This is a genomic window from Salmonella sp. NW645, assembly GCF_051703725.1.
GTDB classification, from domain to species: domain Bacteria; phylum Pseudomonadota; class Gammaproteobacteria; order Enterobacterales; family Enterobacteriaceae; genus Salmonella; species Salmonella enterica.
On sequence record NZ_JAMMKR010000003.1, the window covers coordinates 274,227 to 296,524 of the forward strand.

Here is a 22,298-nt window from a genome sequence, read left to right on the forward strand (position 1 = left end):
GCGAGTATGATGTTTAAGCAATACCTGCAAGTAACGAAACCAGGCATCATCTTTGGCAACCTGATCTCGGTGATCGGGGGATTTCTGCTGGCCTCAAAGGGCAGCATTGACTATCCCCTGTTCATTTATACGCTGGTCGGGGTGTCACTGGTTGTGGCGTCGGGTTGTGTATTTAACAACTACATCGACAGGGATATCGACAGGAAGATGGAAAGGACCAAGAATCGGGTGCTGGTCAAAGGCCTGATTTCTCCTGGCGTCTCGCTGGTATACGCCACCCTGCTGGGTATTGCTGGCTTTATGCTGCTGTGGTTTGGCGCTAATCCTCTGGCCTGCTGGCTGGGGGTGATGGGCTTTGTGGTCTACGTTGGCGTGTACAGCTTGTACATGAAGCGTCACTCCGTCTACGGAACGCTGATTGGTTCTCTCTCCGGCGCAGCGCCGCCGGTGATTGGCTACTGCGCCGTAACGGGCGACTTTGACAGCGGCGCGGCGATCCTGCTGGCTATTTTCAGCCTCTGGCAGATGCCGCACTCTTACGCCATCGCCATTTTCCGCTTTAAGGACTATCAGGCGGCCAATATCCCGGTTCTGCCGGTGGTAAAAGGAATCTCAGTCGCTAAAAACCACATCACGCTGTACATCATTGCGTTTGCCGTTGCAACGCTAATGCTAACGTTGGGCGGTTATGCCGGTTACAAATACCTGGTGGTCGCCGCGGCGGTCAGCGTTTGGTGGCTCGGCATGGCGCTACGCGGTTACAAAGTGGAAGATGATAAGGTCTGGGCGCGCAAGCTGTTCGGCTTCTCTATCATTGCGATTACCGCGCTGAGTATCATGATGTCCGTTGATTTTATGGTGCCGAATTCGCAGAATCTGCTGACTTACGTCTGGTAAGTTCATCGTCACCTCTTCTATGCCGGATGGCGGCTTATGCCTTATCCGGCCTACAAAAGCACGTTACCTGTAGGCCGGATAAGCGACGTGAGTATCGCCATCCGGCATTTTTCGTCTCTCGTGGCCTACCCTCACCACCACAACATTTGTTAATAAAGCGCATATTTACCCAACCAACCTGGCGCTTTACACTAGGTGCGAATTTCATACAGAGGTGGCAATGAACGATTATAAAATGACGCCAGGGGAGCTGCGTGCCACATGGGGTTTAGGGACCGTCTTTTCGTTGCGTATGCTGGGCATGTTTATGGTTCTACCGGTACTGACCACATACGGTATGGCGCTACAGGGCGCCAGCGAAGCATTAATCGGCATTGCGATCGGCATTTACGGGCTGGCGCAGGCTATCTTTCAAATTCCCTTTGGGCTGCTGTCCGACCGCATTGGCCGTAAACCACTGATTGTCGGCGGACTGGCGGTATTTGTCGCGGGCAGCGTCATTGCCGCGCTCTCCCACTCAATCTGGGGCATTATTCTGGGGCGAGCGCTACAGGGGTCCGGCGCTATTGCCGCCGCCGTCATGGCGCTCCTGTCTGACCTGACCCGAGAGCAAAACCGCACCAAAGCGATGGCGTTTATCGGCGTCAGCTTTGGTATCACCTTCGCGATTGCGATGGTATTAGGGCCAATTGTTACCCATAGTCTGGGATTGAACGCGTTGTTCTGGATGATCGCCGCCCTCGCCACCCTGGGCATTCTTCTGACGATCTGGGTGGTTCCCAACAGTACCAACCATGTGCTGAATCGCGAATCCGGGATGGTCAAAGGCAGCTTCAGTAAAGTGCTGGCGGAGCCGAGGCTGCTCAAGCTTAATTTCGGCATTATGTGTCTGCATATTTTATTGATGTCCACCTTTGTCGCCCTGCCCGGCCAGCTTGCCGATGCCGGTTTTCCTGCCGCCGAACACTGGAAGGTGTATCTGGCAACCATGGTGATCGCCTTTGCCGCCGTCGTGCCTTTTATTATCTATGCTGAAGTCAAACGGCGGATGAAGCAGGTATTCCTGTTCTGCGTGGGGCTCATTATCGTCGCGGAAATCGTGTTGTGGGGAGCGGGCCAGCATTTCTGGGAGCTGGTGATTGGCGTACAACTCTTTTTCCTTGCCTTTAATTTGATGGAGGCGCTGCTGCCTTCTCTTATTAGCAAAGAGTCGCCCGCGGGGTATAAAGGAACGGCGATGGGCGTCTATTCTACCAGTCAGTTTCTTGGCGTGGCGCTTGGCGGCTCGCTGGGCGGCTGGATAGACGGCACGTTTGATGGGCAAACCGTTTTTCTTGCCGGGGCCGTACTGGCGATGGTATGGCTGGCGGTGGCAAGTACCATGAAAGAGCCGCCCTATGTCAGCAGCCTGCGTGTGGAAATTCCAGCGGATATCGTTGCTGACGACAGGCTAAAACAGCGACTGTTGGCAATGAAAGGCGTAAGCGAAGCGCTGATCGTGGCGGAAGAGCATTCCGCTTACGTCAAAATCGACAGCAAAGTGACCAATCGCTTTGAAGTTGAACAGCTTATCAGCAAAGGATGAATGCAGCATTGCCGGATGGCGACGAGGCTCTATCCGGCATAACAACTTAATCGCGGAAGTTTTTGAACTGGAACGGCTGGCCCAAATCGCCGCCGCGAACCAGCGCCATTACCGATTGCAGATCGTCACGTGATTTGCCCGTCACGCGAATCTCTTCCCCCTGAATTTGCGCCTGCACCTTCAGTTTGCTGTCTTTAATCAGCTTGACGATTTTCTTCTGCACGGCGCTTTCAATGCCCTGCTTCAGCTTCGCTTCCACATACCAGGTTTTACCGCTATGCACGAACTCGTCCGGTACATCCAGCGAAGCGCCTTCAATACCGCGTTTAAGCAGCTTGGCGCGCAGAATATCGAGCAACTGATTGACCTGGAAATCGGACTCGCTCAGCACCTTGATGGTTTTATTGGCATCGTTCAGTTCAATAGTCGCCTCTACGCCACGAAAGTCAAAACGAGACTCAACCTCGCGAACCGCGTTATCCACGCCGTTACGCGCTTCCTGCAGATCAACTTCAGAAACAATATCGAAAGATGGCATCTTTTCTTCTCCCTTCATTTTCGTTGCGTTGCATAATACCTGCAACGAGGCTTAACGAGAAGCTTAGCTGATGACGCTATAATTAGCGCCATAACACCTGGCGCTGTTGCAGGTGAGGAGGAACAATGAAAATTACTGTACTGGGATGCGGAGCCTTAGGACAACTTTGGCTTTCGGCACTGTGCAAACACGGACATGACGTACAGGGCTGGCTACGGGTGCCACAACCTTATTGCAGCGTAAATCTGATCGATACCGATGGTTCCTTTTTCAACGAATCACTGACGGCAAACGATCCGGATTTTTTGGCGAAGAGCGAACTGTTATTAGTCACGCTGAAAGCGTGGCAGGTTTCCGACGCAGTACGAACCCTGGCGTCAACCCTACCGGTGACATCGCCTATCCTGCTCATTCATAATGGAATGGGAACCATAGAAGAACTGCAAAATATCCAACAGCCGATGTTGATGGGGACTATCACCCATGCTGCGCGCCGCGACGGTAATATCATTATTCATGTCGCTAACGGTACTACGCATATTGGCCCGGCGCGCGAGCAAGACGGCGATTACAGTTATCTCGCCGATATCCTGCAGGGGGTACTGCCCGATGTCGCCTGGCATAACAATATCCGCGCAGAGATGTGGCGCAAACTGGCGGTCAACTGTGTTATCAACCCGCTCACCGCGCTTTGGAACTGCCCGAACGGCGAGCTGCGCCATCATCCTGATGAAATCAACGCGATTTGCGAAGAGGTCGCCGCCGTGATTGAACGTGAAGGCTACCACACATCGGCAGACGATTTACGCTATTATGTTGAGCAAGTGATTGACAGTACGGCAGAAAACATCTCATCCATGTTGCAGGACGTGCGCGCCATGCGCCATACCGAAATTGACTACATCACCGGTTATTTACTCAAGCGCGCCCGCGTGCACGGTCTCGCCGTTCCGGAAAATAGCCGCCTGTTTGAAATGGTAAAGCGAAAGGAGAGTGAATATGAGCGCTCAGGCACTGGTATGCCTCGCCCCTGGTAGTGAAGAGACCGAAGCGGTCACCACTATCGATCTGCTGGTTCGCGGCGGAATTAAGGTCACTACTGCAAGCGTCGCCAGCGATGGCGGCCTGACGATTGTCTGCTCGCGCGGTGTAAAGCTACTGGCGGATGCGCCGCTGGTTGAAGTTGCCGACGGCGATTATGACATCATCGTGTTGCCCGGCGGAATTAAAGGCGCCGAGTGCTTTCGCGACAGCCCGCTGCTGGTCGAAACCGTAAAGCAGTTTCACCGCTCCGGGCGCATTGTCGCAGCCATTTGCGCCGCAGCCGCCACAGTGCTCGTGCCGCACGATATCTTCCCTATCGGCAATATGACCGGTTTTCCGGCACTGAAAGATAAGATCCCCGCCGAACAGTGGCAGGATAAGCGTGTGGTGTGGGATGCGCGGGTAAAATTATTAACCAGCCAGGGACCGGGTACCGCTATCGATTTTGGTTTGAAAATCATCGACCTATTGGTTGGTCGTGAAAAAGCGCATGAAGTGGCTTCGCAACTGGTGATGGCGGCGGGGATTTATAACTACTACGAGTAAGAATGATTGCCGGATGGCGGCGTAAATACCTTATCCGGCCTACAAAACGGTACAGTCTGTAGGCCGAATAAGCGGCAGCGCCATCCGGCAGTTATTTTACGGGCGTTCGCCCTGCGCCAGACGCGCATTAATATGCGCAATCACCCCAGGTAAATCCGCCAGTGAATCCACCACGTAATGCGCCCCGGCGGCATACAGCTTGCTGGCCGCGTGCTCGCGGCGGGTCGCAACGTCCTCTTGCGACATTGTCTGATAGGCGTCCCATGTTGCGCCGAATTCGTTACCCGATACCGCCAGCCCCACCGTCCACATCCCCGCGTTAAGCCCCTCGCTAATGCCCGGCGCGGCATCATCTACCTTCACGCAGTGCGCGACCGCATCAATGCCCAGCGCAATCACGTTTTGCAGCGCCATCCACGGCCCCGGGCGACCACCCGCGGCCAGGTCGTCCGTTGCCACCCAATGATCCGGACGATAGCCATGCTCGGCGGCGGCGGGAACCAGGCGCTCCATCACCGCTCGTGGGTAACCGGAGCAGGAGCCTATCTTGATACCCTCGGCTCGTAGCGCCGCGATCGTGTCGATAACTCCGGCAATAGGAGAAGAAAAATCGACAACTTTAGCAATCTGTAGCGGCATGAAGGCGGCATAGATGGCATCAATATCTGCTGCGCTCATGGAGCGGCCAAACTTTGCCTGCCAGCGCGCGTCAACAGCAGGTAATTTTCCCAGCGCTTCAATGTGTTGCCATTTACCCAGCCCCATTGGCACGCGTGCTTCGGCGAGGGTGATCTCCACATCAAATGCCTGACGGAACGCCTCGACGAAAATTTGCGTCGGCGCGAAGGAGCCAAAATCGACGGTGGTGCCCGCCCAGTCGAGAATAACAGCGTGAATACGGTTCATCATGGTTCCTTATTTCGTCCAGTACATGGCGGTACGAATGGCGGTCAGCAGGGCAGTGATATCGGCGGCATATACTTCACCAATGTTGCCGATGCGAAAGCAGTCGCTTTGCGACACTTTGCCTGGATAGATAACAAAGCCCTGCTCTTTGAGGCGGCGATAAAATTCGCTAAAGCGATACTGCGGGTCTTCCGGTGAATAAAAGGCGGTGATAATGGGCGAATGAAGTTCGTCATCCAGCAGCGTGTTAAAGCCCAGCGCCCGCATTCCGGCCACCAGGCTGCGCTGATTTTGCTGATAGCGTTGATGACGTGCCGCCACGCCACCTTCTTCCGCCAGCTCTTTCAACGCCTGGGCAAACGCCAGGACGGTATGAGTGGGCGAAGTAAAACGCCATTTGCCGTGGTTATCCTCCATGCAGCGCCACTGGGCGTAGAGATCTAACGACAGCGAGCGGGAACGCCCTTTGCACGCGGCCAGTTTTTGCTCGCGGGCAATCACGAAAGCAAAACCCGGCACGCCCTGAATGCATTTATTGGCGGAGCTGATCAGATAATCGATGTGTAATGCTGCAATATCCATGGGGATGCCGCCGAAGCTGCTCATGGCGTCAACGATGTAGGTTTTGCCATAGCGATGCGCCAGAGCGCCCACCTCATCAATGGGGTTGAGCATCCCGGTGGTCGTTTCGCTATGCACCATGGCGATATGGCTGATCGTCGGGTCGGCGTTGAGGATCGCGTCGATCGCCTGCACGTCCGGGCGCGCAACTTCGCCGCAGTCGTAAGCGTGATGGGCGATACCCATAAGGCCGGCCATCTCGACCATTCGTGCGCCGTATGCACCGTTGCTGACGATCAGCACCTTATCCTGCGGCCCCAATGCGCTGCCCAGTACGGCTTCCACAGCATAGCTGCCGCTGCCTTGCAGCAGTACGGAGGTGTAGCCTTCGGAGGCCGTTGCCAGTGCGGTCAACTGCTGGCGGATCTGTTCTACCACGCCGATATTGTAATCATCATCCCAGGTACAGCTATCGAACAACATCGCTTCTTTCACGGTGCGAGAGGTGGTGAGCGGGCCAGGAGTCAGCAGCAGATAGTTACGCGAAGTCATGTTATTTACCTTTGGTCTATACCAGATTGCATTTATCATGACGATCTTTGCCGCGACGGGTCAAAGAGAAAATCGCGCTGCAACAAAAAATTCATCTCTGCTTGTATAATGGCGGCAGGCAAAACGGAAGCGAGTAAGCATGAAATCTATCCCGGGCGATATCCCGCAGTACCTGTTGATCAAGGCGCAGCTTCAGGCGCGTATTCAGAGCGGTGCGTTGAAAAGCGGTGATAAACTGCCGTCTGAACGCGAACTGTGCGCGATCTTCAACACCACGCGCATTACTATCCGCGAAAGTCTGGCGCAGCTGGAGTCCAGTGGGCTTATCTGGCGCGCCGATCGTCGCGGTTGGTTCGTTACGCCGGAACGCCTGTGGCTGGATCCGACCCAGAACACCAACTTCCATAAGCTTTGTCGCGAGCAGGGGCGGGAGCCAAAAACCGCGCTACTGAGCGGCGTGTTAACCACCGTGCCTGTCGAGGTTATGGAGCCCCTCCAGCTCCAGCCGTTTGATCAAATCTATCTGCTGACCCGTCTGCGTTACGCCGATGGCCGCGCCGTGTGCTACTGCGAAAACCATTGTTTGCCCGCCCGCGTGCCTGAGCTGCTGCAGTACGATCTCAACGGCAGCCTGACCGAGGTATACGAGTCGCACTACAACCTCACCTATACCAGCATGCATCTGTCGTTCTACCCCACCGCCATGCCTGCGCAGGCCGCACATGCGCTGGGAGTTATGGAAGGACGCCCGGCGCTGTTGCTGCGCCGTCTGAACTACGATCAACACGGGCGAGTGCTGGATCTGGATATCGAATACTGGCGTCACGACAGCCTGCGCATTGAGGTAGATACCCACTAGCGGGTGCGCCGGATGTTGGCTGCGAGCCTTATCCGGCCTGTCAATCGTATCGTCTCACGGCTATCCGGATAAGCGCAGCATCATCCAGCGTGGACTGATTTATTTCTTTTTCATCGTTTTGTCACATAAGCCGTTTAGCGTAAAAAGCAAACCTGGTATAGGCCAGAAAATGCAATGTACGCTATGAGGCTATTACGATGAAACTTTCCCGACTTGCTCTGCTGTCTGCCTTCGCTCTCGCCAGCGCCCCGTCATGGGCGGAATCAGTGGTCACAGTGTACTCCATCGACGGGCTGCACGATGGCGATAACAGCTGGTACCAGGTGCAGTTTGACGCATTCACTAAAGCGACCGGCATTACCGTACGCTATGTTGAAGGCGGTGGTGGCGTGGTAGTGGAACGTCTGGCAAAAGAGCGTACGAATCCGCAAGCCGACGTGCTGGTAACCGCGCCGCCATTCATTCAGCGCGCCGCCGCCGAAAAGCTGCTGGCGAACTTTAACACCGACGCCGCATCGGCTATCCCCGATGCCAACAACCTTTATTCGCCGCTGGTAAAGAACTATCTGAGCTTTATCTACAACAGCAAACTGCTGAAAACTGCCCCGGCGAGCTGGCAGGATCTGCTTGACGGTAAATTCAAAAATAAACTCCAGTATTCCACGCCAGGTCAGGCCGCTGACGGCACGGCGGTAATGCTGCAGGCTTTCCACAGCTTCGGCAGTAAAGATGCCGGTTTTGCGTATCTCGGCAAGCTGCAGGCCAATAACGTCGGGCCATCTGCCTCTACCGGCAAGCTAACCGCGCTGGTTAATAAAGGTGAAATCTACGTCGCTAACGGCGACCTGCAAATGAACCTCGCGCAGATGGAACGTAACCCGAACGTGAAAATCTTCTGGCCGGCCAACGACAAAGGCGAGCGCAGCGCGCTGGCCATCCCTTATGTCATTGGCCTGGTCCAGGGGGCACCGCAGAGTGAAAACGGTAAAAAGCTGATTAACTTCCTGCTGAGTAAAGAAGCGCAGACTCGCGTCAGCGAACTCTCCTGGGGAATGCCGGTACGCAGCGACGTGACGCCGAGCGACGAACATTACAAGGCCGCCACTGCCGCGTTAGAAGGCGTGCAGAGCTGGCAGCCAAATTGGGATGACGTAGCCGTTTCGCTGTCGGCAGATATTAGCCGTTGGCACAAAGTGACCGAAAGCGAGTAAGCCTGATGCTGATGAAAACGACCGCCGTTCACGCCCCTGCATCGCAGGGGACATCGGGGATAGTCCTCGACTCACTGCGCGTTGCGTATCACGGCAACGTGGTGCTTAAACCGCTCTCTTTGACGATTGAACCTGGCGAAGTGCTGGCGCTGATTGGCCCATCAGGATCTGGAAAAACGACGGTGCTGCGTGCGGTTGCGGGCTTTGTGCAACCTGCAGGCGGCCGTATTCTGATTGGCGATACGGACGTCACCCATCTGCCACCCTATAAACGCGGGTTGGCGATGGTGGTGCAGAACTACGCCTTGTTCCCGCATCTGAAAGTGGAAGACAACGTCGCTTTTGGCCTGCGTGCGCAGAAGCAGCCAAAGGCGCTAATTAATGAGCGTGTAACGCAGGCGCTGAAAACGGTTGGCATGAGTGATTACGCCACCCGTTATCCGCATCAACTTTCCGGCGGCCAGCAGCAACGCGTGGCCATCGCCCGCGCGATTGCCGTGCGCCCGCGCGTGCTGTTGCTGGATGAACCACTGTCAGCGCTGGACGCACAGATTCGTCATAATATGGTGGAAGAAATCGCCCGTCTTCACCGTGAGCTGCCGGAACTCACTATTCTCTACGTCACCCACGATCAAACGGAAGCGCTCACCCTGGCCGATAAAATCGGCATTATGAAGGATGGCTCGCTGATTGCTCACGGCGAAACCCGCGCGCTATATCAGCATCCGCCCAATCGTTTTGCCGCCGAATTCTTAGGTCGCGCCAATATTCTCTCCGCCATTGCGCTGGGGATAACGGAGATTCCGGGGTTGGTGGACGTCAGCTGCGGCGGTGCGGTGATTCGCGCGTTCAGCCGGGGCAGCCACCACGGTTACAACAAACTGCTGTGCATTCGTCCTCAGCACCTCAGCCTGACGCCGCGTTCGGCCTACAGCAACCGCTTCAACGCCACACTGCAATCGGTGCACTGGCAGGGCGATTTAACCCATCTGTTGTGTGACGTTGCTGGCGAAACGGTGCGGATGGTGTTGACGCATGTCAATCCGCTGCCGCGCGTGGGCGACAAGCTGGCGCTGTGGTTCGAACCGGATGATGCGGTCCTGATTGAGGTATAACCATGTCACTCATTTTACCTCTGGAAAAACCGGCGCTTAACCTACGCCCGCTGCTGTGGCTGCTGCTCCCGTTGCTGGTGCTGGCGACACTGTTTTTCTGGCCTCTGTCGCTCATCGTTGAACAGGCGCTACGCGGTGCCAATGGCGAGATCGGGCTCGAGACCTTCCGCCAGGTGGTCGACTCGAAACGCTTTGTCGGCGCGTTGCTGAACACGTTGCAAATCGCCTTTTTCGCCACCGCCGGTTGCCTGCTGCTGGGCAGCGTGATGTCGCTGATTCTGGTGTTTATTCCTTTCCCCGGAAGCGAGTTGATTGGTCGGGTCGTCGATACTTTTATTGCGCTGCCGACCTTCCTGATTACGCTGGCGTTCACCTTTATTTATGGGTCAGCGGGTCTGCTCAACGGTACGCTGATGAGCCTGTTTGCCTTTGAGCTACCGCCGGTGGATTTTCTCTACTCGATGCAGGGCGTCATTCTGGCGGAGATCACGGTGTTCACTCCGCTGGTGATGCGGCCACTGATGGCCGCGCTGCGGCAAATTGATAAAAGCCAGCTAGAGGCAGCCAGCATTCTGGGGGCGCACCCATTACGGGTGATTGGGCAGGTGATTTTCCCGGCGGCGCTACCGGCGCTGATGGCTGGTGGCAGCCTGTGCCTGCTGTTGACCACTAACGAGTTTGGCATCGTACTGTTTATTGGCGCGAAGGGAGTTAACACCCTGCCGATGATGGTTTACAGCAAAGCGATTCTGGAGTCCGACTATACGGTCGCCTGCATGATTGCGTTGATTAACATTGTCTTGTCGCTGGGGCTGTTCTCCCTCTATCGCCTGGCGGCATCGCGTACCAGCGTAAGGAGCTAGCCATGCTAATTTGGTCACCTAAAGGACGCGCAGCGGCGGGCGTTGTGGCTAGCGTACTGTTTATCGTGTTCTTTTTCCTGCCGCTGGCAGTGATTCTGATGTCCAGCCTTAGCCAGCAGTGGAACGGTATTCTGCCGAGTGGCTTCACACTGAACCACTTTGTTAACGCTCTGCACGGTGCGGCATGGGACGCCCTACTTGCCAGCCTCACGATTGGCTTTTGCGCCAGCCTGTTTGCGCTGCTTTGCGGCGTTTGGGCGGCGCTGGCGCTGCGTCAATATGGGGTGAAAACGCAGAAATGGTTAAGTATGGTGTTCTATCTGCCGAGTGCGATTCCGTCAGTATCCGTGGGCCTGGGCATTCTGGTTGCTTTCAGCCAGGGGCCATTGCAAATGAACGGCACCCTATGGATTGTGCTGACAGCGCACTTTGTGCTGATTTCCGCCTTTACCTTCAGTAACGTGTCGACCGGACTGGCGCGAATTTCCGCCGATATTGAAAACGTCGCGTCGAGTCTGGGGGCATCGCCCTGGTATCGTCTGCGTCACGTGACGTTGCCGTTATTGATGCCGTGGATGATGTCAGCGCTGGCGCTGAGTTTATCGCTCTCCATGGGGGAGTTGGGCGCGACGATGATGATTTATCCGCCGGGCTGGACGACGCTACCGGTGGCTATCTTTAGCCTGACCGACCGTGGAAATATCGCCGACGGCGCGGCGCTGACCATTGTGCTGGTGGCCATTACGCTGCTGCTGATGATGAAGCTGGAGCGCATTGCAAAACGGTTGGGGCACAAATAAAACGGTAGGCCGGGTAGGACATAGCCGCCACCCGGCAAAGGAATTACGGACGATACACCTTCACATTGGCAAACCCCTGCTCGCGCAGATAGAGCGCCTGCAGGCGACTCATTACGCCGCGTTCGCACCATAGCAGCCAGGTTTTGCTCTGATCGAGGTCGCCAAATTTAGTGCTCAGCTTGTAGAAAGGCAGCGAAACGACGTCGACGCCTTCCACTTTCAGCGGCTTGTCATCCTGCTCATCGACAGAACGGATATCCAGAATCACATCGTTGGCGCCAAAACCGCTCACGGTTTCTACTTCCACCACCTCCTGCTGGGTCTGCTGGGCGATTTCACGAATATCGACGTTGTTCGCTTCTTCTACCACCTTATCGAGAATACTGAAGTCGAAATTTTCTTCTTCGGCTTCAATTTTCGCTTTAATGGCTTTCACCGTCGGACTTTTGGAAATCACGCCACAGTATTCCGGCATCGTACGGGCAAAATCTTCCGTACCAATCTGGCGCGCCAGGTTGATAATGTGCTCTTTATCGTAAGAGATCAGCGGGCGCAAGATCAGCGTGTCAGACACGTTATCGATCAAGCGCAAGTTGGTTAGCGTCTGGCTGGACACCTGGCCCAGCGCTTCGCCGGTCACCAGCGCCTGTACGCCGTAACGTTCCGCCACTTTCGACGCCGCGCGTACCATCATACGTTTGAGCACCACGCCCATCTGGCCGTCGTCAACTTTCTCCAGAATCTCGCCGACCACCGGTTCGAAGTTAATCGCTACAAAACGCACGCGATGGGAGCTGCCAAAGCGGTTCCACAGGTAATGCGCCACCTGGCGAACGCCGATTTCATGCGCCGCGCCGCCGAGGTTAAAGAAGCAGTAGTGTACGCGGCAGCCGCGACGCATCAGCATATAGCTGGAGACGCCGGAGTCAAAACCGCCGGAGATCAGCGACAGCACATCTTCCTGGGTGCCAATCGGGAAACCGCCAATACCTTCATAACGCCCTTTGATTAACAGCAGGCGATCATCTTCCACTTCCAGATGCACCGTCACATCCGGGTTAGTGAGCTTCACGCGCGCCGATTCAATATGCTGATTTAATCCGCCGCCGACATAGCGCTCCACCTCAATGGAGCTAAACTCATGCTTACCGCGACGTTTTACGCGCACGCAGAAGGTTTTGCCTTCAAGCTGCTCGCGATACTGCGCCAACGCTTTCTCGAAAATGTCGTGCATATCGGTGAACGGCACATCTTCGACTTCAAGAATATGGTGAATCCCCGGAATGCGGGTCAGCGCGTCGCGAATCGCCAGACGCTGGTTTTCATCTTTGGCGCGAACTTCAATGTTATCCCAGTGACGGACAACCGCGAGGGTCTCATCGTAGTGCTTTAAAACGTTACGGATGTTCCCGGTTAAAATTTTTATAAAGCGCAAACGCACAGATTGGCTTTTGATAGTGATTTCCGGGAACAATTTAATGATAAACTTCATGGCGGCAATGGTTCTTTAGCAAGCTATCTAAGGCTTGTCGTGGAGAAATAGTACAGCAGCCCATACCTACGGCTGCATCCAGGCGCGGAAGTATATCACTATCACGGACATCTTGCGCATTTCCCCTTACCATTGCGCGTTATTTGCTTATCAGTGTGAGTCCGTTACCATAGACTTGTGCTGCCATTACAGAGAGTCAAACAGTCATCATGCCGAAGAAAAATGAGGCGCCCGCCAGCTTTGAAACTGCGCTGAGCGAGCTGGAACATATTGTTACCCGCCTGGAAAGCGGCGATTTGCCGCTGGAAGACGCGCTGAATGAATTCGAGCGCGGCGTACAACTGGCGCGTCAGGGGCAGGCAAAACTGCAGCAGGCGGAACAGCGCGTGCAAATTTTGCTGTCTGATAATGAAGAGGCTTCACCTGAGCCTTTTATCGCGGATAATGAGTAAATGGACTTTACGCAGCAGCTACAGGCTTGCGTAACGCAAGCGAATCAGGCGCTGAGCCGTTTTATCGCGCCACTGCCCTTTCAGAACACTCCCGTGGTCGAAGCCATGCAGTATGGCGCATTATTAGGCGGTAAACGCCTGCGGCCATTTCTGGTTTACGCCACCGGTCAAATGTTTGGCGTCAGTACGGCAACGCTGGATGCGCCAGCTGCGGCGGTCGAATGCATTCATGCCTATTCGCTGATCCATGACGACCTGCCAGCAATGGACGATGACGATTTGCGTCGCGGCCTGCCGACTTGCCATATTAAATTTGGCGAAGCCAACGCAATCCTGGCGGGAGACGCGTTGCAAACGCTGGCGTTTGCCATTATCAGCGACGCGCCGATGCCGGAAGTCGCCGATCGCGATCGTATCGCGATGATCGCCGAACTGGCGAACGCCAGCGGCATCGCCGGTATGTGCGGTGGTCAGGCATTGGATCTGGCGGCAGAAGGCCAGCGGATCACTCTGGACGCGCTGGAACGCATTCATCGCCATAAGACCGGCGCGCTCATTCGCGCCGCCGTTAGACTTGGCGCGTTGAGCGCGGGCGATGAAGGACGGAATACTCTGCCGATACTTGACCGCTATGCAGAGAGTATCGGCCTTGCCTTCCAGGTTCAGGATGACATTCTGGATGTGGTGGGCGATACTGCAACGTTAGGTAAACGTCAGGGCGCAGACCAGCAGCTTGGCAAAAGTACCTACCCTGCACTTCTGGGTCTTGAGCAAGCCCGGAATAAAGCCCGGGACCTGATAGAGGACGCCCGTCAGTCGTTACATCAGCTGGCCGCGCAATCACTGGACACCTCGGCACTGGAAGCGCTAGCGAACTACATAATCCAGCGTGATAAATAAACCCCATATCCAATGAGCTTGCGATGAGTTTTGATATAGCCAAATACCCTACCCTGGCATTGGTCGACTCCACCCAGGAGTTACGACTGTTACCGAAAGAGATTCTGCCGAAACTCTGCGACGAGCTACGCCGCTACTTACTCGACAGCGTAAGCCGTTCCAGCGGGCACTTCGCTTCCGGACTGGGCACGGTAGAACTTACCGTGGCGCTGCATTATGTCTACAACACCCCGTTTGACCAGCTAATCTGGGATGTTGGACACCAGGCTTATCCACATAAAATCCTTACCGGTCGTCGCGACAAAATCGGCACCATTCGCCAGAAAGGCGGTCTGCACCCGTTCCCGTGGCGCGGAGAAAGCGAATACGATGTGCTGAGCGTTGGGCATTCCTCCACCTCCATCAGCGCCGGTATCGGCATTGCCGTGGCGGCGGAGAAAGAAGGCAAAGATCGCCGCACCGTCTGTGTGATAGGCGACGGCGCCATCACCGCCGGTATGGCGTTTGAAGCAATGAATCACGCAGGCGATATCCGGCCCGACATGCTGGTCATTCTGAACGACAATGAGATGTCGATTTCGGAAAACGTCGGCGCGCTCAACAACCATCTGGCGCAGCTACTTTCCGGTAAGCTTTACTCTTCTCTGCGCGAAGGCGGAAAAAAGGTCTTCTCCGGCGTACCGCCAATTAAAGAACTGCTCAAGCGTACCGAAGAACATATTAAAGGCATGGTTGTGCCGGGCACACTGTTCGAAGAGCTGGGCTTTAACTACATCGGGCCGGTCGATGGTCACGATGTCATGGGGCTTATCAGCACATTGAAGAACATGCGCGACCTGAAAGGCCCGCAGTTCCTGCATATCATGACCAAGAAAGGCCGCGGCTATGAGCCCGCGGAAAAAGATCCGATCACTTTCCATGCGGTGCCTAAATTTGATCCTTCCAGCGGATGTTTGCCGAAAAGCAGCGGCGGTCTGCCAGGTTATTCAAAAATCTTCGGTGACTGGCTGTGTGAAACCGCCGCCAAAGACAGCAAGCTGATGGCGATCACCCCGGCAATGCGCGAAGGTTCCGGCATGGTGGAATTTTCACGTAAATTCCCGGATCGCTATTTTGACGTCGCCATCGCCGAGCAGCATGCCGTCACCTTCGCCGCAGGCCTGGCGATTGGCGGCTATAAGCCCGTCGTGGCGATCTACTCTACTTTCCTGCAACGCGCCTACGATCAGGTCATCCATGACGTCGCTATCCAGAAACTGCCGGTCATGTTCGCCATCGATCGCGCCGGTATCGTTGGCGCGGATGGACAAACACACCAGGGCGCGTTCGATCTCTCCTATCTGCGCTGCATCCCGGATATGGTGATCATGACGCCAAGCGACGAAAACGAATGTCGCCAGATGTTATTTACCGGGTATCACTATAACGACGGCCCGACGGCAGTACGTTATCCACGCGGTAATGCGCAGGGCGTGGCGCTAACCCCGCTGGAAAAACTGCCTATTGGTAAAGGCCTTGTGAAGCGTCATGGCGAAAAACTGGCGATTCTGAACTTTGGCACCTTAATGCCTGAGGCGGCGAAAGTCGCCGAAGCGCTGAACGCCACGCTGGTCGACATGCGCTTTGTTAAGCCGCTGGACGACACGTTAATTCTGGAGATGGCCGCGCAGCATGACGCGCTGGTGACGCTGGAAGAAAACGCCATTATGGGCGGCGCTGGCAGCGGCGTAAACGAAGTGCTAATGGCCCATCGTAAACCTGTACCTGTGCTGAATATCGGCCTTCCGGATTTCTTTATCCCGCAAGGAACGCAGGAAGAAGCCCGCGCGGAACTGGGGCTCGACGCCGCAGGCATTGAAGCCAAAATCAAGGCCTGGCTGGCATAATCCCCTCTTTGCTCCTGCTATGCTTGAAGAGTGACGGGTATAACAGGAGCGGAGTCATGCAATACAACACGTTAGGAAATACAGATCTTCGGGTATCCCGCCTTTGTCTGGGCTGCATGACATTCGGCGAGCCGAGTCGCGGCAATCACGCCTGGACGCTTCCCGAAGAGAGCAGCCGTCCCATCATCAAGCGCGCCCTTGAGGGCGGCATTAACTTTTTTGATACCGCCAACAGCTACTCCGACGGCAGCAGCGAAGAGATTGTCGGTCGCGCGCTGCGTGATTTCGCCCGGCGCGACGAGGTGGTGGTAGCGACGAAAGTCTTCCATCGCGTCGGCGATCTGCCGGAAGGATTGTCCCGCGCGCAAATCCTGCGCTCTATTGACGATAGCCTCGCCCGTCTGGGAATGGAGTATGTCGATATCCTGCAAATCCACCGCTGGGATTACACCACACCAATAGAAGAAACTCTGGAAGCGCTAAACGACGTGGTGAAGGCGGGTAAAGCCCGCTATATCGGCGCTTCCTCAATGCACGCCTCACAATTTGCCCAGGCGCTGGCGCTACAAAAACAACACGGCTGGGCGCCGTTTGTCACCATGCAGGATCACTATAACCTGATCTACCGCGAGGAAGAGCGAGAGATGCTACCGCTGTGCTGGCAGGAAGGCGTTGCCGTGATTCCGTGGAGTCCGCTGGCGCGCGGACGCTTAACTCGCCCTTGGGGAGAAACCACGGCCCGGCTGGTCTCGGATGACGTGGGTAAAAATTTATACGCTGAAAGCGATAAAAATGATGCGCAAATAGCGGAACGGCTGGCTGGCGTCAGCGAGGCGCTTGGCGCAACGCGAGCGCAGGTCGCGCTGGCCTGGCTACTCAGCAAACGAGGCGTCGCCGCGCCGATTATCGGCGCTTCGCGTGAAGAGCAGTTAGATGAGTTGCTGAATGCCGTTGATTTAACGCTCAAACCGGAGCAGATTGCCGAACTCGAAACACCGTACAAACAGCATCCGGTGGTGGGATTTAAATAATCCGCCATTGCCCGATGGCGCGACGCTTATCGGGCCTGTGAAATCGACATATTGTTCGGGGTTAGGCCGGATAAGGTGTTTACGCCGCCATCCGGCAAACCCTTTAAATAATACCGAGCGGCCAGTGATGACCGATAAAATACAGTATGCCGGCGGATATCACCCCGGCGACGATATCATCGATCATAATCCCCATGCCGCCGTGCACGTTGCGATCAAACCAACGGATCGGCCAGGGTTTCCACATATCCAGAATGCGGAAAATAACGAACCCGGCAGCCACCCACTGCCAGTCCGTCGTCGGCAACGCCATCAGCGTTATCCACATACCGATAAATTCATCCCAGACAATACTGCCGTGGTCGTGTACGCCCATATCTTTCGCCGTCTGATGGCAAAGATAAACGCCAATGCAGATCCCAAACATCACGACCAGCGAATAAAGCTGCCACGGCAGAAACGTCATCAGATACCAGAAGGGGATCGCCGCCAGCGAGCCCATCGTGCCCGGCACCACGGGGCTCAGCCCGCTGCCAAAGCCGATAGCGAGCAGATGCCACGGATTGCGCAAATTCAGGCGGCTTTTCGCAACATCTTTATGGCGTGGCAAAATGGTCATATCCTTTCCAGTCAAAGGTGACAGGCATTCCGTCACGTACAAAATTCAGCCCTTCAATATCTGCGCTCATTTGACCTATGCAGGTAAAGGGAACACCCAGTTGACCAATGGCGACATCCAGCGCGCCACGGTTCAGTTCCGGCACCGTAAAGCACAGCTCATAGTCTTCGCCGCCGGAAAGCGCCCAACGCAGCGCCTGCCCGTCATCAACATGGCGCATCATCGCATCGGATTTTGGCAGCGCATCAACATCTACTCTTGCCCCACAGCCGCTGGCCTTGACGATATGCCCCAGATCGGAAATCAAACCATCGGAAAGATCGATAGCCGCGCTGGCGATATCACGCAGCGCCTGGCCGTGTAAAATACGCGGCGTCGGGCGTAAATGCCGTTGAATTAAATAGTGAGCGTCTGTCTCCTCCGACACCTGTAGCCGGTTTTGCAAAACCGCCAGCCCGGCAGCGCTGTCGCCCGGCGTACCGGTGATATAAATCCAGTCGCCCGGCTTCGCGCCAGATCGCTTGAGTGCGCGCCCTGCCGGGATATAACCGTGGATACCCAGCGTCATCGACAGCGGTCCACGCGTGGTGTCCCCGCCAATGAGCTGCATATCGTAGTAATTCAATAGCGCAAACAGACTGTCGCTAAAAGCCTCCAGCCACGGCTCATCCACTTCCGGCAACGTTAACGCCAGCGTTAACCAGGCCGGGTCGGCCCCCATCGCGGCCAGATCGCTTAAATTCACCGCCAACGCTTTATAAGCCAGATCGGCAGGATCGATATTGGGGAGGAAGTGGTTGCCCGCCACCAGCGTATCGGTACTGATCGCCAGGGTCTGCTTTTCAGGAATATTCAGGAGCGCGCAATCGTCGCCAATACCGGTTTCAACATCAAGACGAGAGCTTCTTACACGGTCAAAATAACGGGCAATCAGGGAAAACTCGCCACATGCCATACGTTATGCCTCAGCAGAAAAAAAGAAAAGGCCGGAGACGGCGGGTATCGATCGCCCGCTATCTTTCCGGCCTGTGAATCACTTTTTGTTAGGACGAATCACCGGAGCTGCTTTATCCAGTACGCCGTTGACGAATTTGTGGCTGTCTTCAGCGCCAAAGGTTTTCGCCAGTTCAATCGCTTCGTTGATGGCCACTTTATAAGGCACATCGCTGCGTTTTGACAGCTCAAACAACGCAATACGCAGCACGGCTTTTTCAACCTGTCCCAGCTCTTCAAGCAGGCGGGACAGATACGGTTTCATTAAACCATCCAGGTACGCGCTGTTAGTCGCCACCCCGGATAGCAGTTCACGGAAATAGAGAACGTCGACGTCTTTTACGTCCTGTTCCGCCAGGAACTGGTATTCAACATCAGCGATGTCGTTCTGGGACAACTGCCAGGAGTAAAGCGCCTGGACGGCACACTCACGGGCGCGGCGACGAGCAGCAGGTTTCACGGAATTCCCCTTACAAAAAATCAGGCCTTAATGGCTTTCAATACATTAATCATTTCAAGCGCGGTCAGCGCAGCTTCTGCGCCTTTATTACCGGCTTTTGTACCAGCACGTTCGATGGCTTGTTCAATACTCTCGGTGGTCAGAACACCAAAGGCTACCGGCACGCCACTGTCCTGGGCAACGCTTGCCAGGCCATTGCTGGCGCCGCCTGCCACATATTCAAAGTGCGCAGTCCCCCCGCGAATCACGGTTCCCAGCGCAACCACGGCGTCATATTTACCGCTTTTCGCCAGCGCATCGGTCGCCAGCGGCAGTTCATAGGCGCCAGGCACCCACACTACGGTAATATTATCATCTTTTACCTGACCAATACGCGTCAGGGCATCAACCGCGCCATCCAGCAGGCTGTCGTTGATAAACTGATTGAAACGCGCAATAGTGATGGCGACGCGAGCGTCAGGGGCTGCAACGTTAGCTTTAATAATGTTCATATTCTCTCTTCCAGGGTTCATTTGGCCCCGCAGGGGGGCGGATTTTATCATAATAATTTGAGCGCTGCTCCCCTTTCGACGGGAGAACTCATGCGCTCACCATATGCAGGCAAACATCCGGGCCGACATGTCGTATTTCGCTGAAGGTAAATTGCGGCGCGTCGGCGAGCTTCTCAAGCCCCGGCAATTCGCATAATCCCCGCGCCTGGGTTCCCAACAATTTAGGCGCGACATAGACAATCAGTTCATCCACCAGCCCGGCTTGCAGCAACGCGCCCGCCAGCCCCGGTCCGGCTTCAACCCATATGCTATTAATCTGCTGCCTGCCTAACTGCATCATCAGCACAACCAGATCCAAATGTCCGTTGTGCGCTGGTACGCTGATAGTACGAACCGCATCGGGCCACGTGCGGCTATCTTCCTGGGTACGCGCAATCCACGTTTCGCCAGGCTGCTGCACAATACGATGCGCAGGCGTTACCCGGTTTTGGCTGTCGATAACAATTCGCACCGGCTGGCGCAGATTTTCCTGCGGGTAAGACGCCTGCGTAGAGGCGTCTAACTCCGCCCAACGCACCGTCAAGGCCGGATCGTCAGCCAATACCGTCGCGCTACTGGTTAAGATAGCGTGGCTTTGCGCACGCAAGCGCTGAACGTCGCGCCGGGCCTGCGGCGAGGTGATCCACTGGCTTTCGCCGCTGGCCATCGCCGTCCGTCCATCCACGGAGGCGCCCAGTTTAAGCTGAAGATAAGGGAATCCGGTACGCATCCGTTTGAGGAAGCCTTTATTGAGCGCCTCCGCTTCACTCATCATTAACCCGTGGCTGACCGCAATACCCGCCTGTTGCAGACGATACAGTCCGCGCCCGGCGACCTGTGGGTTCGGGTCCTGCATCGCGGCGACCACGCGCGCGACGCCGGCCGCAATCAGCGCATCGCAACATGGCGGCGTTCGCCCATGATGGCTACAGGGTTCAAGCGTGACATAGGCGGTTGCGCCTTTGGCTTTTGCGCCCGCCATCCGCAGCGCATGAACCTCGGCGTGCGGCTCTCCGGCGCGATGGTGATAACCTTCGCCGACGATGTCGCCATTGTTAACAATGACACAGCCGACATTAGGGTTCGGGTGAGTGGTGAAACGTCCACGCTGCGCCAGTTTGAGCGCTCGCGCCATGTAAAACTCATCCTGCATGGCTTAGTCCTGTAGGCGAGCGATTTCTTCGCCAAAGTCTTTGATATCTTCGAAACTGCGATAGACGGAGGCAAAGCGAATATACGCGACTTTATCGAGTTTTTTCAGCTGCTCCATGACCAGGTTGCCAATCATCTTGCTGGGAACTTCACGCTCCCCAGTGGCACGTAATTGTGACTTAATATGGTTCAATGCCATTTCAACATCATCTGCGCTGACGGGTCTTTTTTCCAGCGCTCTCAACATGCCGCTACGCAGCTTATCCTCATTAAAGGGTTCGCGCACATCGTTACTTTTTATCACGCGCGGCATGACCAGTTCAGCCACTTCAAAGGTCGTAAAGCGTTCATTACACACCAGACACTGCCGACGGCGGCGCACGGACGAGCCCTCGCCTACAAGACGAGAGTCAATGACTTTGGTATCTACGGCGAAACAAAATGGGCAATGCATACGGCGTCCTGACCAGATGATTTAGAAAACACTATTTTACCCTGAACTGGCGCGACAACAAAGGCGGAGCGCTTTTGAGATAAAGGATCGGTGCCTTTGTGCGTATAGCGCACTACCATTACGCTATCGGACCACGAAGGAAATGATCGACATGACAAGACGTTACCTAAGAATTCTCCTGGTGGGAAGTCTCTTGAGCCTGACCGCCTGCGCGCCGCAGAGCGAAGTTCGCCAGATGCATCAAAGCATTAGCACCCTGAATAAAGAGATGACCCAACTGAATCAGGAAACGGTAAAAATTACCCAACAAAATAAGCTGAATGCGGAGTCAACCCGCGGCGTCTATTTGTTGCCTGGCGCCAATACGCCTGCCCGGCTGGAGAGTCAGATCGGTACGCTACGTATGACATTGCTGGAGATTACGCCTGTCGCAGACGGCGCTCACGCAACGTTACGCATTCAGGGCGAGTCCCGCGATCCGCTGCCGGCATTCAGCGCTACCGTAGAGTACGGGCAAATTCAGGGCACTACGGAGAACTATCAGGAGGTGAATGCACAGAGCCTTCTGGTAAATGCCCCTGCCAGCTTGCTGGCGCCCAGTGATGTCAATATTTCGTTACCGTTGAAGGGGATCACTCCGGCGCAGTTAGGCTTCATTCGCATCCATGATATTCAGCCTGTTAATCAATAAACGTTCTGGCGGAGCGTTTTGTGCGTTCCGCAACATCCCCCGCGCGACTTTTGTTGCCCTACTGACATTTTCGTCATTTATGACATAGATTGGTAATATTCATGAAAGACAGTACTGTCGCCGCACCTAAAATGCGCAAACGTGAACGCAATCGATTACGT

At 55.4% G+C, this 22,298-nt stretch carries 24 protein-coding genes and 1 pseudogene; 14 read left to right on the forward strand and 11 right to left on the reverse strand.

The window, feature by feature from the left end; genetic code table 11:
* The first annotated feature begins 6 nt into the window (after positions 1-6).
* A complete protein-coding gene (gene cyoE, locus NA389_RS08505; RefSeq protein WP_000971352.1) occupies positions 7-897 on the forward strand; it encodes a heme o synthase in 891 nt (296 codons plus the stop codon).
* Between the two features lie 220 nt (positions 898-1,117).
* Positions 1,118-2,482 carry an MFS transporter gene (locus NA389_RS08510; protein ID WP_001000935.1) on the forward strand — a complete coding sequence of 455 codons (1,365 nt, stop codon included), beginning with the start codon at positions 1,118-1,120 and terminating at the stop codon, positions 2,480-2,482.
* A 46-nt stretch (positions 2,483-2,528) separates the two neighbouring features.
* On the opposite strand, the gene NA389_RS08515 is transcribed toward NA389_RS08510, so the two are convergent.
* Positions 2,529-3,020, reverse strand: coding sequence for a YajQ family cyclic di-GMP-binding protein (locus NA389_RS08515; RefSeq protein WP_001138913.1), 492 nt, complete (start codon positions 3,018-3,020; stop codon positions 2,529-2,531).
* A 125-nt stretch (positions 3,021-3,145) separates the two neighbouring features.
* On the opposite strand from NA389_RS08515, the gene panE reads away from it, so the two are divergent.
* Positions 3,146-4,057 carry a 2-dehydropantoate 2-reductase gene (gene panE, locus NA389_RS08520; protein WP_000705814.1) on the forward strand — a complete coding sequence of 304 codons (912 nt, stop codon included), beginning with the start codon at positions 3,146-3,148 and terminating at the stop codon, positions 4,055-4,057.
* On the forward strand, positions 4,020-4,610 hold the full coding sequence (gene yajL / locus NA389_RS08525) for a protein deglycase YajL (protein WP_001275811.1): 591 nt from the start codon (positions 4,020-4,022) through the stop codon (positions 4,608-4,610). The genes panE and yajL overlap by 38 nt, the downstream gene beginning before the upstream one ends.
* 8 nt (positions 4,611-4,618) lie before the next feature.
* Here the strand turns inward: yajL and NA389_RS08530 are convergent.
* From NA389_RS08530 to phnW, 3 genes and pseudogenes are all read right to left on the reverse strand, one after another.
* Positions 4,619-4,701 (reverse strand): annotated as a pseudogene (locus tag NA389_RS08530) (hypothetical protein); the annotation flags it as partial.
* A gap of 5 nt (positions 4,702-4,706) precedes the next feature.
* Entirely contained in the window at positions 4,707-5,516 is an 810-nt protein-coding gene (gene phnX / locus NA389_RS08535) for a phosphonoacetaldehyde hydrolase (protein ID WP_001527428.1), read from the reverse strand.
* Between the two features lie 9 nt (positions 5,517-5,525).
* Complete coding sequence (phnW, locus tag NA389_RS08540; RefSeq protein ID WP_000203956.1) at positions 5,526-6,629, reverse strand: 2-aminoethylphosphonate--pyruvate transaminase; 1,104 nt, start codon at positions 6,627-6,629, stop codon at positions 5,526-5,528.
* Between the two features lie 139 nt (positions 6,630-6,768).
* On the opposite strand from phnW, the gene phnR reads away from it, so the two are divergent.
* The 5 genes from phnR (at position 6,769) to phnV (ending at position 11,477) form a co-directional block, all read left to right on the forward strand.
* The gene (phnR, locus tag NA389_RS08545) at positions 6,769-7,488 is read left to right on the forward strand and encodes a phosphonate utilization transcriptional regulator PhnR (protein ID WP_031564525.1); all 720 of its coding nucleotides are present in this window, start codon (positions 6,769-6,771) and stop codon (positions 7,486-7,488) included.
* Positions 7,489-7,685: 197 nt separating this feature from the next.
* A complete protein-coding gene (gene phnS / locus NA389_RS08550; protein WP_000778000.1) occupies positions 7,686-8,699 on the forward strand; it encodes a 2-aminoethylphosphonate ABC transporter substrate-binding protein in 1,014 nt (337 codons plus the stop codon).
* Between the two features lie 5 nt (positions 8,700-8,704).
* Positions 8,705-9,814 carry a 2-aminoethylphosphonate ABC transport system ATP-binding subunit PhnT gene (gene phnT / locus NA389_RS08555; RefSeq protein WP_000928796.1) on the forward strand — a complete coding sequence of 370 codons (1,110 nt, stop codon included), beginning with the start codon at positions 8,705-8,707 and terminating at the stop codon, positions 9,812-9,814.
* 2 nt (positions 9,815-9,816) lie between these two features.
* Positions 9,817-10,677 carry a 2-aminoethylphosphonate ABC transporter permease subunit gene (phnU, locus tag NA389_RS08560; protein WP_000052718.1) on the forward strand — a complete coding sequence of 287 codons (861 nt, stop codon included), beginning with the start codon at positions 9,817-9,819 and terminating at the stop codon, positions 10,675-10,677.
* A 2-nt stretch (positions 10,678-10,679) separates the two neighbouring features.
* Positions 10,680-11,477 carry a 2-aminoethylphosphonate ABC transport system, membrane component PhnV gene (gene phnV / locus NA389_RS08565; RefSeq protein ID WP_000909790.1) on the forward strand — a complete coding sequence of 266 codons (798 nt, stop codon included), beginning with the start codon at positions 10,680-10,682 and terminating at the stop codon, positions 11,475-11,477.
* 43 nt (positions 11,478-11,520) lie between these two features.
* Here the strand turns inward: phnV and thiI are convergent, their stop codons facing one another.
* Positions 11,521-12,969 (reverse strand): tRNA uracil 4-sulfurtransferase ThiI, encoded by a 1,449-nt coding sequence (thiI, locus tag NA389_RS08570; protein WP_000668648.1) that lies wholly within the window; start codon positions 12,967-12,969, stop codon positions 11,521-11,523.
* Between the two features lie 209 nt (positions 12,970-13,178).
* Between thiI and xseB the strand changes: the two genes are divergently transcribed.
* From xseB to NA389_RS08590, 4 genes are read left to right on the forward strand one after another with little or no spacing between them, the layout of a single operon-like run.
* Positions 13,179-13,421 carry an exodeoxyribonuclease VII small subunit gene (xseB, locus tag NA389_RS08575; RefSeq protein ID WP_001124944.1) on the forward strand — a complete coding sequence of 81 codons (243 nt, stop codon included), beginning with the start codon at positions 13,179-13,181 and terminating at the stop codon, positions 13,419-13,421.
* Positions 13,422-14,321, forward strand: coding sequence for a (2E,6E)-farnesyl diphosphate synthase (gene ispA / locus NA389_RS08580; RefSeq protein ID WP_000348072.1), 900 nt, complete (start codon positions 13,422-13,424; stop codon positions 14,319-14,321).
* A 23-nt stretch (positions 14,322-14,344) separates the two neighbouring features.
* Complete coding sequence (dxs, locus tag NA389_RS08585) at positions 14,345-16,207, forward strand: 1-deoxy-D-xylulose-5-phosphate synthase (RefSeq protein WP_000006768.1); 1,863 nt, start codon at positions 14,345-14,347, stop codon at positions 16,205-16,207.
* 56 nt (positions 16,208-16,263) lie between these two features.
* Positions 16,264-17,238 (forward strand): aldo/keto reductase, encoded by a 975-nt coding sequence (locus NA389_RS08590; RefSeq protein ID WP_001199858.1) that lies wholly within the window; start codon positions 16,264-16,266, stop codon positions 17,236-17,238.
* 103 nt (positions 17,239-17,341) lie between these two features.
* Here NA389_RS08590 and pgpA read toward each other — a convergent pair whose 3' ends face one another.
* The 6 genes from pgpA to nrdR form a co-directional block, all read right to left on the reverse strand.
* Positions 17,342-17,857 carry a phosphatidylglycerophosphatase A gene (gene pgpA / locus NA389_RS08595; protein ID WP_000154056.1) on the reverse strand — a complete coding sequence of 172 codons (516 nt, stop codon included), beginning with the start codon at positions 17,855-17,857 and terminating at the stop codon, positions 17,342-17,344.
* Positions 17,835-18,812, reverse strand: a complete 978-nt coding sequence (gene thiL, locus NA389_RS08600; protein WP_000752146.1) for a thiamine-phosphate kinase — start codon at positions 18,810-18,812, stop codon at positions 17,835-17,837. The genes pgpA and thiL overlap by 23 nt, the downstream gene beginning before the upstream one ends.
* A 78-nt stretch (positions 18,813-18,890) precedes the next feature.
* Positions 18,891-19,310: a transcription antitermination factor NusB gene (gene nusB, locus NA389_RS08605; RefSeq protein WP_000801129.1), complete on the reverse strand. Its 420-nt coding sequence runs from the start codon at positions 19,308-19,310 to the stop codon at positions 18,891-18,893.
* A 20-nt stretch (positions 19,311-19,330) separates the two neighbouring features.
* Positions 19,331-19,801, reverse strand: a complete 471-nt coding sequence (ribH, locus tag NA389_RS08610; RefSeq protein WP_001021370.1) for a 6,7-dimethyl-8-ribityllumazine synthase — start codon at positions 19,799-19,801, stop codon at positions 19,331-19,333.
* An 88-nt stretch (positions 19,802-19,889) separates the two neighbouring features.
* Positions 19,890-20,993: a bifunctional diaminohydroxyphosphoribosylaminopyrimidine deaminase/5-amino-6-(5-phosphoribosylamino)uracil reductase RibD gene (gene ribD / locus NA389_RS08615; protein ID WP_001150219.1), complete on the reverse strand. Its 1,104-nt coding sequence runs from the start codon at positions 20,991-20,993 to the stop codon at positions 19,890-19,892.
* 3 nt (positions 20,994-20,996) lie between these two features.
* The gene (nrdR, locus tag NA389_RS08620) at positions 20,997-21,446 is read right to left on the reverse strand and encodes a transcriptional regulator NrdR (RefSeq protein WP_000543533.1); all 450 of its coding nucleotides are present in this window, start codon (positions 21,444-21,446) and stop codon (positions 20,997-20,999) included.
* Positions 21,447-21,597: 151 nt separating this feature from the next.
* On the opposite strand from nrdR, the gene NA389_RS08625 reads away from it, so the two are divergent.
* Entirely contained in the window at positions 21,598-22,137 is a 540-nt protein-coding gene (locus NA389_RS08625) for a DUF3251 domain-containing protein (protein WP_000198486.1), read from the forward strand.
* Positions 22,138-22,298 lie beyond the last annotated feature (161 nt).